The sequence below is a fragment of the Rhodovulum sp. DZ06 genome, from assembly GCF_050586345.1.
In the GTDB taxonomy this organism is placed as follows: Bacteria; Pseudomonadota; Alphaproteobacteria; order Rhodobacterales; family Rhodobacteraceae; genus JBOCEF01.
The window spans coordinates 24,415-36,379 of the sequence record NZ_JBOCEF010000005.1 but is presented as its reverse complement, the minus strand read 5'-3'; the positions used below and the strand labels follow the sequence as shown (position 1 = coordinate 36,379).

General features: G+C 75.2%; 8 protein-coding genes. 5 read left to right on the top strand and 3 right to left on the bottom strand.

Translation table 11 applies throughout. The annotated features are described in order from the left end of the window. Positions 1 to 44: 44 nt before the first annotated feature. On the bottom strand, positions 45 to 683 hold the full coding sequence (locus tag ACQ5SO_RS03720) for a GNAT family N-acetyltransferase (RefSeq protein WP_430940232.1): 639 nt from the start codon (positions 681 to 683) through the stop codon (positions 45 to 47). A gap of 309 nt (positions 684 to 992) precedes the next feature. Here ACQ5SO_RS03720 and ACQ5SO_RS03715 point away from each other — a divergent pair, with 309 nt between their 5' ends. Then, complete coding sequence (locus ACQ5SO_RS03715) at positions 993 to 1,634, top strand: flavin reductase family protein (protein WP_430940231.1); 642 nt, start codon at positions 993 to 995, stop codon at positions 1,632 to 1,634. A gap of 1,431 nt (positions 1,635 to 3,065) precedes the next feature. Here the strand turns inward: ACQ5SO_RS03715 and ACQ5SO_RS03710 are convergent. Next, on the bottom strand, positions 3,066 to 4,496 hold the full coding sequence (locus ACQ5SO_RS03710; protein WP_430940230.1) for an FAD-binding oxidoreductase: 1,431 nt from the start codon (positions 4,494 to 4,496) through the stop codon (positions 3,066 to 3,068). Positions 4,497 to 4,555: 59 nt separating this feature from the next. Further along, a complete protein-coding gene (locus tag ACQ5SO_RS03705; protein ID WP_430940229.1) occupies positions 4,556 to 5,623 on the bottom strand; it encodes an L-threonylcarbamoyladenylate synthase in 1,068 nt (355 codons plus the stop codon). Positions 5,624 to 5,868: 245 nt separating this feature from the next. Between ACQ5SO_RS03705 and ACQ5SO_RS03700 the strand changes: the two genes are divergently transcribed. The 4 genes from ACQ5SO_RS03700 to ACQ5SO_RS03685 all read left to right on the top strand — a co-directional run bounded on the left by ACQ5SO_RS03700 (position 5,869) and on the right by ACQ5SO_RS03685 (position 11,769). After that, a complete protein-coding gene (locus ACQ5SO_RS03700; protein ID WP_430940228.1) occupies positions 5,869 to 7,605 on the top strand; it encodes an acyl-CoA dehydrogenase family protein in 1,737 nt (578 codons plus the stop codon). Between the two features lie 145 nt (positions 7,606 to 7,750). Continuing rightward, on the top strand, positions 7,751 to 8,806 hold the full coding sequence (locus tag ACQ5SO_RS03695) for an MBL fold metallo-hydrolase (RefSeq protein WP_430940227.1): 1,056 nt from the start codon (positions 7,751 to 7,753) through the stop codon (positions 8,804 to 8,806). 441 nt (positions 8,807 to 9,247) lie between these two features. Beyond that, positions 9,248 to 10,129, top strand: coding sequence for a M48 family metalloprotease (locus ACQ5SO_RS03690; protein WP_430940226.1), 882 nt, complete (start codon positions 9,248 to 9,250; stop codon positions 10,127 to 10,129). A 146-nt stretch (positions 10,130 to 10,275) separates the two neighbouring features. Beyond that, on the top strand, positions 10,276 to 11,769 hold the full coding sequence (locus tag ACQ5SO_RS03685) for a TetR/AcrR family transcriptional regulator (protein WP_430940225.1): 1,494 nt from the start codon (positions 10,276 to 10,278) through the stop codon (positions 11,767 to 11,769). Positions 11,770 to 11,965: the final 196 nt, after the last annotated feature.

Sequence of the window (11,965 nt, the reverse complement as noted above, 5' to 3'; positions counted from 1 at the left end):
CGCGCATCCGGGGGCGGCGGGCGGCGCGGCGCACCGGCGGCCCCTCATCCCCAGCGCTGGACCAGCCCCGCGACGCCGTCCATGGCGCCGTCCTGAAGCTCGCGCGCCAGGATGCGGTCGGGGTTGGTCGGGGGCGGGAACTCCACCCCAAGCGCCAGGTCGCGGCGAAAGCCGAAGCGGCGGTAATAGGGCTCGTCCCCCACCAGCACCACGCGGGTCCAGCCCGCCTCGCGCGCGCGGTCGAGCGATTCCATCATCAAGAGGCCGCCCAGCCCCTCGCCATGCCGGGTCGGGTGGACCGCCACGGGTCCGAGCAGCAGCGCCGGGACGCCCGGGCCCGGCGCGTCCGGGACGGGCGGCGGCGGGGCGGGGCGGGCGGCGGGCGGGTCCGCGTCCCCTGCGGCGGCGCCCTCGGCGGCGGCGTCCGCGTCCCCGGCGGCCCCTGCGCCGCGCCCGTCCTCCTCCGCCCCGGGCGGCGGGGCGATGCGGATCGGCCAGTAGCGGATCGCCCCCGCCACGGCGTCGTATTCGTCGCGCATCAGCAGGCACAGCTCGGCCACCGGGTCCACCCCGTCGCGCAGCCGGTAGGAGCTGAGCGCGGTGCGGCCGGGGGCGAAGGCGGTGTCATAGAGGTTCTCGACCTCGTGCCAGTCCGCGGGCGTCTCACGGTAGATGCGGAACATGGGGCGGGTGCTGGCTCCTGGCTTCGGCGCGGTGGCCCATAGTCTTAGCGAAGCGCGCCGCGCTTGCACAGGGCCGCCCTCGCCCGCCCCCCGTCGCCCTCCGCCGCGCCCCCCATCGCGCCCCCGCGACCGCCCCGTGACCGGCCCGCGACCGGCCCCCGACCGGCCCCGACTGGCCGCGGCGGCCCGGGCGCGCTACCTGTGAGCGCGCCGCGCGGCCCCCGCGCCCCACCCATCGCGCCCCATCATCGCCCGGCGCCGGCCCGGCGGGCCGCCCCGCCCCCGGCGCCCCGACAGGAGACTTCCCCCGTGCACTACCGCATCGCCGACGGCCATCCCCTGCCCCACAACCCGTTCAAGGCCATCGTCGCCCCGCGCCCGATCGGCTGGATCTCCTCGGTCGACGCCGCCGGGCGGGTCAACCTCGCGCCCTATTCCTTCTTCAACGGCATCGCCGACGACCCGCCGATGGTCATGTTCTCCTCGCTCGGGCGAAAGGTGGGCCGGGACGAGGCGAAGGACTCCGTCTCCAACATCGAGGCGACGGGCGAGTTCGTCGTCAACGCCGCCGACTGGGCGCTGCGCGACGCGATGAACGTGTCCTCGGGCGGCTACGCGGCCGAGGAGGACGAGTTCGAGCTGGCGGGGCTCGAGAAGGCCGGGAGCCTCGAGGTGCGCCCCCCGCGCGTCGCCGCCGCCCCCGCGGCGCTGGAATGCGTGCTCGACCGGATCGTCGAGCTGCCCGCGTCCGCGGCCGGCCTGCCGAACCGGATGGTGATCGGGCGGGTGGTCGCCGTGCACATTCGCGACGACGCCCTGACCGACGGGATGTTCGACATCGCCAAGGCGCGCTTGATCGCCCGCTGCGGCTACCGCGATTACCTTTCGGTCGATTCGCTGTTCCAGATGACTCGCCCCAAGGGCGGAGATCGCGAGGCGCTGGGCTCTTGAGTCCAGTGTCGCTGAAGGCCCCTTCAGCGTTTCCGCAGGCAGGCCGGAAAAGCCACCGGATCTTAACTCCTGTATACGGGCTTTAACCACCGCAAGACTGTGGAACGCCCCGAAAGGGGGTCGAAATCGGGGTAAACGCCGCTTTCACCGCGATAATCCCCCCACATTAACCCGCGGAATACCGGCCCGGGGCCATTGTCTCCCCACAGGAGACGCGGACGTATCCACCACCCACCGCAGACCCTGGCCCCGGAGGCGCGGCGCAGTCAGCCGCCTCTCCGGATCCGGACCGAAACGGCCGCGTCGGCCGCCGAAGCCCGGAAGCGCCGAGACCCGATGTGTATCAGGGACCCGGCGGATGTGAGCGAGCGTAAGTGCGTGCCCCTGCGTCACAGGCCATGTTCGGCCGAAGGGGAAGCAAGGGCCGCGTGGCCCGCAGCGTCGAGTGCAGAGCGTAAGGTGCGCCGCCCGCGTCAAGGGACGGCAAGCGTAGAGTGAAACGGCCGGGCGCGTCTGATCCGGCCAGCGTCGAGAGTGCAAGTCGGATGCGTCTGGTCCGACCCGCGTGAGGGAAGATGCCGGCGACGTTCGATCCGGCAGGCGTCGAGTGAAGTGTTCCAGCCGGGGCTCGTGGGACCCGGCGCGCGTAAAGTGAAGGCGCCGGGCGCGTTGATCCGGCAAGCGTGAGTGTTCCGGTCGCAGGCGTTGCAACGCGGCCAGGCGTAAGACCAGGGGATCGCACGGTGTTCGCGGTCCGCGTTCGTGAAGTTCCGCCGCGCACGTGCCGCGCGGCAGGCGTGAAGTCGGTTCCCGCGCGTATCGGTGGGACAAGCGTGAAGCGTGGTCGCAAGCGTCAGGTGCGACGGCGTATCAGCATCCCGCCGGCGTCAGGGGGCGGACAGCGTAGGGTCTCGGTCGCGGCGTTTCGGGCGACAAGCGTAGAGTGTAAGCAAGGTGCCGACGCGTATGGTCGGTGGAAACGGTTCGGAGCGGTCGGTAAGCCGTGTCCGTGAACGCCGAGAAAATGCGGCGAGGTCCGGCGACCGTCCGGAGACGCGCAGGAAGTCCGAAGGCGAGTTCGCGAAGCGCGCCGCACGGGGACCGACGGCCATGCAAGGGTCGTCGGCCCCGCGCCAGCCCCCCAGGGGGCGCGGGGCGAAGCCCCTCCGCGCCGAGGCGCGAAAACCTCTCCCGACCAGCCTCTCCCGATCAGCGGCGAAACCGGCCCCCGGCCCAACGCCCCAGGCCCAACGCCCAAGGCCCCATGTCAAAGGCCCGAGACCCCAGGCGGCTCGCCCCCAAGGCGCAGCCGGCGTTTTGCTTCGCGCCGCCGCCGCCAGGATCCCCCGCCGCACGCGCCCGGCCCGCCGCGCCGCGCCGGCGCCGCGCCCGCCGCGGGCGGACCGCCGGGGGCGCGGCCTCGCCGGCGTCTCAGTCCAGCACCGCGCCCGGGTTCATGATCCCCAGCGGGTCCAGCGCCGCCTTGATCGCCCGCATCGCCGACAGCTTCGCCGGGTCCGAATAGCGCTTCAGGTCCTCGGTCTTCAGCCGCCCCACGCCATGTTCCGCGCTGTGCGAGCCGCCCATCTGGTGCACCAGGTCATGCACGCAGCGCTTGATCGCCTCGCGCTGGTCCGCGTAATCGCCGCGCGACCGGCCCTGCGCCGGGAACACGTTGTAATGCAGGTTCCCGTCGCCGAGATGCCCGAAACAGTTCACCCGCAGCCCCGGGTCGATCCCGGCGATGGCGGCGGTCACGACCTCGATGAACCCCGCGATCCGGGTCAGCGGCACCGAGACGTCATGGCTCGACACCGCCCCCACGCGCCGGTTCGCCTCGGGCAGCATCTCCCGCACCATCCACATTTTCTCGCGCTGGGCCAGGGAGTTGGCGAGGGCGGCGTCGAGCACCAGCTCGGCCTCCATCGCCTCTTCCAGCGCCGATTCGAGCCGCTCCTGCATCTGCGCCCCCGCGGCGCCCGAGACCTCGGCCAGCACCGCCCAGTCCGGCGTCTCGATCGGCAGCTGCACCTCGGGGCAATGCTCGGCCTCGAAGGCGAATCCCTGGCGCGACATCAGCTCGAAGGCCGAGACCGTCTCGCCGAACCGCGCCCGCAGGTGGTGCAGCAGCGCCAGCGCCGCCTCGGGGCCCGGGACGGCGCAGAAGGCGGTCGCCGATTCCTCGGGCCGCGGGACCAGCTTCAGCGCCGCGCCGGTGATGATCCCCAGCGTCCCCTCGGAGCCGATCAGCAGGTGGCGCAGGTCGTAGCCGGTGTTGTCCTTGCGCAGCGTCTTCAGCCCATGCAGCACCGAGCCGTCGGGCAGCACCGCCTCGACGCCGAGGCACAGGTCGCGCGCATTGCCGTAGCGCAGCACCTGCACCCCGCCCGCATTGGTCGCGAGATTGCCGCCGATCCGGCAGGACCCCTCGGAGGCGAGCGAGAGCGGGAACAGCCGCCCCGCCGCCTCCGCCGCCTTCTGCGCATCGGCCAGGGTGACGCCTGCATCGACGATCAGCGCGTCTTCATCCGGCAGGCTCTCGCGGATGCGGGTCATGCGGTCGAGCGACAGCAGCACCGGCGCCGGGCCGTCCTTGACGATCTGCCCCAGCACCAGCCCCGTGCCCCCTGACCACGGCACGATCCCGACCCGCGCCCCGGCGCAGAGCTTTACGAGCGCAGAGACTTCCTCGGTTCCGGCGGGCCGCGCGATCACCGCCGCCTTGCCTTCCCAGCGCCCGCGGGGTTCTTCGAGGAACCCCGGCGCGTCCTCGGGGCGTTTCACCCCCTGGGGGCCGAGCAGGGCCGAGATCTTCTCCAGCAGCGCGGCGTCGGGGGCGTTGAGGGGGGCGCGGTCGGTCATGGCGGCTCTCCTTGCAGTCGGCGTCTTTACGGGCGGCGGAGGCCGCTGGATGACTGGCTTTATTGCGGGCGGGGCGCCGCGGCGCGGCGCAGGCGGTCGTTGACGGCGGCGCCGAGGCCCGCCTCGGGCACCGGCGCGACGGCGAGGCTCCCGCGTCCGCCCAGCGCCGCGTCGAGGGCGCGCAGCGCCGCGAACAGCGCCGCCGCCGCCTCGGCCGGATCCCCGGGAGGCGAGAGGTTCATCCGCGGGCCGTCATGCGCCTCGATCCCCTCCGGCTCCGGCCCGAAGCCGAGCCAGCCTTCGCCGGGACGCGGGGCCTCGGCGTTCAGCCGCACCGCCGCGCCGGGCGCGTAGTGAGAGGACAGCATCCCCGGCGCCTCGGGGGCCGGGTCGACGCCCGGTTCGGCCTTCAGCCCCGGCGCCTCGGCGCCTTCTACAAGCGGGCTTCCGTCCGCGGCGCGCAGCCGGTCGCCGAGCACCATGCGAAGGTCCTCCGCCGACACGCCGCCGGGGCGCAGCAGCCGCGCGGTTCCGTCCGCCTCCACCGCCAGGATGGTGCTTTCGACGCCCACCGCGCAGGGCCCGCCGTCCAGCACCGCGTCGATCCGGCCCGAGAGCCCGTCCAGCACGTGATCCGCCGTCGTGGGGCTCACCCGCCCCGAGACATTGGCCGAGGGCGCCGCGATGGGCCGCCCCGCCGCCGCCAGCAGCGCCCGCGCCACCGGGTGCGCCGGGCAGCGCAGCGCCAGCCGCGCACCGCCCGCCGTCACCGCCGGGGCGATGCCGCAACCGGGGCGCAGGGGGGCGACCAGGGTCAGCGGCCCGGGCCAGAACGCCTCGGCCAGCGCCTGCGCAGGGCCCTGCATCTCGATCCACTCCCCCGCCTGCGCGGGATCGGCGATATGGGCGATCAGCGGATTGAAGCTCGGGCGGCCCTTGGCGGCGTAGATCGCACCCGCGGCGCCGGGATTCGTGGCGTCGCCGCCAAGGCCGTAGACCGTCTCGGTCGGGAAGGCCACGAGGCCCCCGGCGCGCAGGATCCGCGCGGCCGCCTCCACGCCCGCCGCATCCGCGGCCAGCCGCAGGGTGGTCCCGCCGCCCGATCCTCGCTCCGCCCCAGCCGTCATCGATCCCTCGCCTTCCCCCGCCTGCGGCGCGCCGCCGCGTTCCGTCGCGTCCCGCTCGGGCAAGCCCGGCCTGAAATAAAGCGTTGCATTGCGTTCCCCTTGAAGGAGAACGCCCCCCGCCATACCGTTCGCGCCGATAAACCGGGCGACGGCCCGGCCCGGGACGCGCGGCGCCTGACAGCGACGCATAGCGCCCCGGGCCGCGGTCCGCAAACGTCCCGGCCGTTTGCCAGGAGGAACCCCGCATGCCCTACGCCGCCCCCGTGCGCGAGATGAGCTTCTGCCTCTCGAACGTCATCGGCCTCGACAAGCTCGCCGCCACCGCCCGCTACGCCCATGCCGACGCCGAGACGGTGCAGGCGATCCTGGGCGAGGCCGCCAAGCTGGCGGACGAGGTCTTCGCCCCCCTGCGCCGCAATGGCGACCTGCACCCGGCAGTGCTGGAGAACGGCGTCGTGCGCACCTCGCCCGGCTTCAAGGAGGCCTATGCGCAGTTCGTCGAGGGCGGCTGGGCCGGCGTCACGGCGCAGGAGGACTCGGGCGGCATGGGCCTGCCCATCGCCGTCGGCACCTGCGTGAACGAGATGATGGCGGGCGCCAACCTCGCCCTCTCGCTCTGCCCGCTGCTCTCCGCCGGGCAGATCGAGGCGCTGGAGCACCACGCCTCGGACGAGCTGAAGGCCATCTACCTGCCCAAGCTGACCTCGGGCGAGTGGAACGGGACCATGAACCTGACCGAGCCGGGCGCCGGTTCGGACGTGGGCGCCCTGCGCTCGAAGGCCGAGCGCAACGATGACGGCACCTACGCGATCTCGGGCCAGAAGATCTACATCTCCTGGGGCGACAACGACATCACCGGCAACGTCGTGCACCTGGTGCTGGCGCGCCTGCCCGACGGCAAGCCGGGCACGAAAGGCATCTCGCTCTTCGTCGTGCCCAAATACATCCCCGATGCGGACGGGAACCCGGGCGAGGCGAATTCGCTGCGGGTCGTCAGCCTCGAGCACAAGATGGGCCTGCATGGCTCCCCGACCTGCGTGATGGAGTTCGACGGGGCGAAGGGCTGGCTCGTGGGCGAGGAACATGACGGCATGGCCGCCATGTTCACCATGATGAACAACGCGCGCCTCGGCGTCGGCGCCGAGGGCGTGGCAGTGGCCGAGGCCGCCATGCAGCACGCGCTGGCCTATGCGCAGGAGCGCAAGCAGGGCCGCACCCCGGTGGGCGACGGCAACGGGACCATCGCCGACCATGCCGACGTGAAGCGGATGCTGATGACCATGCGCACGCTGACCGACGCCTCCCGCGCCGTGGCGCTGGACTGCGCCTTCAGCCTCGACATGGCCGTGGCCGCCGAGGACGAGGCCGAGCGCAAGGCCCACAAGGCCCGCGCCGCCTTCCTGACCCCCATCGCCAAGGCCTTCGGCACCGATGTGGGCTGCGAGGTCTCGGATCTCGGCGTCCAGGTCCATGGCGGCATGGGCTATGTCGAGGAGACGGGCGCGGCCCAGTTCTTCCGCGACGTGCGCGTCACCGCGATCTACGAGGGGACCAACGGCATCCAGTCCATGGACCTCGCCGCCCGCAAGATGATGGATGGCGGCGCCGCCGCCCGCGCCCTGCTGGCGGAGATCGAGGCGACGGCCAAGGCGCTGGAGGGCACGTCGCTGGACGATCTCGCCATGCCGCTGCGCACCGCGGCGGGCCAGGTGGCGGCGGCCACCGAGGCGCTGCTGGCGCAGGAGCTGAACGACCGCTTCGCCGGCGCCGTGCCGTTCCTGCGCCTCTGGGCGCTGGGGCTGGGGGCGCATTACCACGCCAAGGGCGCGCTGGCCGCCGCGGGCGGGCATGAGGGCGAGACCCGCGCGGCGCTGGCCCGGTTCTTCGCCGCGACGCAGCTGCCGCTGATCCCCGGCCTCGCCGCGCAGGCGGGGATGGGGGCCGCGCCGCTCTACGCCCTGCCCGCCGAGGCGCTGGCCTGATCCATGGGCGCAGGCGGGGGGAGGCGTTTCGGCGCAAGTCCCCCCGCCCGCGCCATGCGATGATAGGATCGCGAAACGGACCCGGCGCGGACGCCGCGCCGAACCGCTCTCCGGGCCCCGGCGTCTGCGCGCCGGGGCCCGCGTCATGACAACGGAGGCCCGCGCGCCCTTGCACTTCCCCCACGAGACCCCGCCCGAGAACGGAACCGCCATCCGCGTCGCCGAGGGCGTGTTCTGGGCGCGCCTGCCGCTGCCCATGCGGCTCGACCACGTCAACATCTACCTGATGGACGACCGGCTGCATGGCGGCCCGGGCTGGACCGTGATCGACACCGGCTTCCGCGGCCGCACCACCCGCGCCGCGCTCGAGGCGATCGAGGCGCAGGTGCTGGACGGGGCGCCGATCTGGCGGGTGATCGTCACCCATCACCACCCGGACCATGTCGGCTCGGCCGGGTGGTTGCTGGAGCGGCACGGGGCCGAGCTCTGGACCACCCGCACGGCCTACATGCTGACCCGGATGCTGCAGCTCGACCATCACGAGACGCAGCCGCAGGCGAATATCGACTTCTACGTCCAGGCGGGCGCCCCGGCCGAGCGGCTGGAGGCGTATCGCAACGCCGAGCCCTTCAACTTCTCGCGCACCACCGACCCGCTGCCCATCGGCTATCGGCGCATCCGCGAGGGCGGGACGGTGCAGATGGCGGGGCGGCGCTGGCAGGTGCTGACCGGCGAGGGCCACGCGGCGGAACATGCCACCTTCTGGTCCGAGGATGACGAGCTGGTCGTGACCGGCGACCAGGTGATCCCGGGGATCTCGTCGAATCTCGGGGTGCATCCGAACGAGCCGCTGGCCGACCCGGTGGGCGACTGGCTGGAGAGCTGCGCGCGGTTCCGCGACCACGCCCGCGCCGACCAGTACGCGCTGCCCGGCCACAAGCTGCCCTTCGTCGGCATCCCCGACCGGCTGCGGCAGCTGATCGACAACCACCGCAACGCGCTCGACCGCCTGCGCGCGCACTTGAAGGAGCCGCGGCGGGTGGCGGAATGCTTCACGCCGGTCTTCGGGCGCGAGCTGGACGCGGCGGTGTTCGGCATGGGGCTGATCGAGGCGCAGGCCCACATGAACTACCTGCACCTGCGCGGCGAGACGGCGCGGGAGAAGGACGCGGGCGGCGCCTGGCTCTACCGCATGGCCTGAGCGGCGGAGCGGGCGTCTTCGGGGGGCGTGAAGCCCCCGCTCAGCCGCCCGCGCCGCGCCCCTGGCCGGCGCGCCCGGACGCGGTGGGGCGCCGGCGCGGCAGGGCGCAGGGCGCGGCGGGGGCGGGGGCGGGACCGGGCGGCCTGGCGCCCCCGCTGAAGGACGCCGCGCCCGAAGGGCGATGGCGGCCGGAAGCCCGGCGGACGCCGCCCGCGCCGCCCCGGTCGCGAAGCGCCGCCGCCTGTCGCCGCGCGCACCGCCCTCCCTGGTCCTCTTGCGCCTCTCCTGCGCCCCTCCTGCGGCCCGCCTCCGACCATCGCCCCCGCCGCCGCGCCCTTCGCCCTTTCCGCGCCGCCCCGCCTCGGCCATGCTGCGCGTCCCGCCGCCCGCGGCGCGCCCCCGCGCCCGACCGCCCTCCCCAGAGCCCCGAGAGACCCCGCCATGCCCCTTCGCCGCTCCCTCGCCGCCCTGCGCGGCCTCGCGCTCGCCGCCGCCTCGGCCGCGGCGCTCTCCGCCTGCGCCCCCGCCCCCGGCGGGCCGCCCAGCGCGGCGGATGTCCGCTCGGAACAGGCGCAGAGCCGCGAGCTGCTCGCCCGCCTGCAGAGCGAGGACAAGATCATCCATGACCGCCGCGCCGACGGCTATATCGACGCCCTCCTGGCCCGGGTCGAGGCCCAGCGCGCCCCCGGACTGCCGCCCCTGCGCGGCGCCATCGTCGCCGATGCGGACGTCAACGCCTTCACCACCGGCGGCGGCTATGTCTTCGTCAACGCCGGGATGCTCGCGGCGCTGGAGAACGAGGCCCAGCTGGCCATGGTGCTGGCGCACGAGGCCGCGCACGTGGATCTCGGCCATGTCTCCGCCGGGCGGCGCAACCGCCAGGCGGTCAGCGTGGTGGGCGCCATCGCGGCCATCGGCGGGGTCGCCCTCGGCGCCCCGGCCGAGCTGGTGCGCCCGGTGGTCGGCCTCGGCGCCCAGGCCGCCGTCTCGGGCTTCACGCGCGAGCAGGAGCGCGAGGCCGACCGCCTCGGGGCCCGCTACCTGCACGGCGCCGGCTGGTCGGTGATCGAGGGCGCGCGCAGCTTCGAGGTGCTGCGCCGCCTGTATGGCGACGGCGGCGGCTTCCTCGCCTCGCACCCCGCCTCGGCCGAGCGGCAGCAGGAGCTGAACGCCTATGCCCGCGCGATCGGGGCCGGGCGCGGCGACGTGAACCGCGAGGCGCACCTGCGCGCGACCCGTCGGATCCGCAGCGACGTGCTGGCCTATCTCGACGAGGCCGGGCGCACGAAGGAGGCCGCCCAGGTCCGCCGCAACATGCGCTGAGCGGCCGGGCCTCGCGCCCGGCCGGACACCCAGTCGCGCGCCCTGCTGCACAACGTCTCGCACAACGTGTCGCTCGCCCTGTCGCGCCCGCCCCCGGCCCGGGGGCGGGCGCCGGTTTGTTTACCCCCGGCGGGCATGATGCGGGCATGACCGGACCCGCCCCGCACGACCCGCCCGAAGACGCCCCGCGCCCCGCCGCAGCCAAGGCCGAGAGGCCCGCCACCGGCGCGCCGGGACGCGCCGCGCCAGGGGCCGCCCCACGCGCCGCGCCGGGAGCGGCGCCGAGGGCCGCGCCCCCCGCGCCGCCGCCCGGCATCCGCAAGCGCAAGGCCGCGCAAGGCGAAGCGGACACGGCGCGGGCCGACCAGGCCCCGCGCGCGGCCGCCCCGGCGCCCGGGCGCGCCGCCGCCGCCGCGAAGACCGCGCCGGCGGCCAGCTCCCCTGCCTCGCCGAAGCGCGCCGACCAGGCCCCGCCGACCGCCGTCTCCGGCCCGGCGGGGGCCGCGACGCCGCCTGGCGCGCGCAAGTCGGCCGCACCCACGGCTCCGCCGCCCTCTCGGGAAAAGTCGCCCCCTGCGGCGTCGGCGCCGGCGGCAGCTTCCCGCCCGGACGCCGCGCTCCGGGGCGCCCCGCAGACCGACGCCCCGCAGACGGACGCCTCGCAGACCGACGCTCCCCGGACCGAAGCCGCGCAAGCCGATGCGCCCTCGCCGGACGCCGCCCCCGCGGCATCCGCGCCCGCCGACGCCTCCACCGAAGCCGAAGCCGAAGCCACCCAGAAGGGCGAGCGCGGCTACCACCATGGCGACCTGCGGGCGGCGCTGCTGGACGCCGCGATGACGGTGCTGGAGCGCGACGGGGTCGACCATTTCTCGCTGCGCCGGGTCTGCGCCCATGCCGGGGTCAGCCACACCGCCAACCGCAACCATTTCGGCGATGTCGCGGGGCTGCGCGCCGCCGTCGCCACGCTCGGGTTCAAGCGGCTGGGGATCGCGCTCGCCGCCGGGGCCGCCGCCGCGGGCCCCGCCAGATCGGACGGCGCCGCCGCGGTGATGGAGGCCTATGTCGCCTTCGCCCGCGGCGCCCCCGACCTGTTCCGCCTGATGTTCCAGCTGCGCCCGGCGGATGACCGCGACGGGACGGCGGCCGAGGCCGCGCGCGCCGCCCTCGCCGCCTTCCACCGCGCCGCGCGGGGGCTGGAGCTCGCCACGCCCCTGCCGCCGCTCGAGGACGGGCGCTCGCCGGGGATCTACCTGTGGACGCTGGCGCATGGGCACGCGCACCTGGCCGTCGGCGGCGGCCATGCGCTGGCCGCGCCCGAGCTCGAGGGCGCAGGCGACCTGCCGCCCGAGCCGGACCCGCGCATCGCGGCGGCCCGCAGCAGCGCCGGCCGCGCCGCCCGCCGCCATCGCGACGCGGCGGCGGCGGCGGGACGGGCGCGGCCCGCGCTGCCGACGCTGCCCGACGCGCCGCCGCGCGAGGAGGCGCCCGAGGCGCCGCCGCCCAGGCCCTCGCCGCTCGCGGCGCCCGAGTTCAGGCGGATCGCACCGCGGATGCGCTTCTCGCAGCCCTTCGCCTTCGAATCGCTGAACGCGACCCCGGGGGCGCCGCCCCTCGCCACGCCGAAGGAGCGTCGCTGACCCCCGGCGCCCGGGCCGGAGCGGCGCGCCCCCGCCGAAGGACGCGGCGCCCGAAGGGCGACGGGGCCGGAGGCCTCGGGCCGGGCCTTTTCGCCGAACCGAAGGCGCGGCGGCGGAGGGGGATGCCGCGCGAGAACGCCCCGGGGGCCGCGACGCCCGGCGGACAGGCCGCCCGGCGCCGCACCGCCTGCCCCAA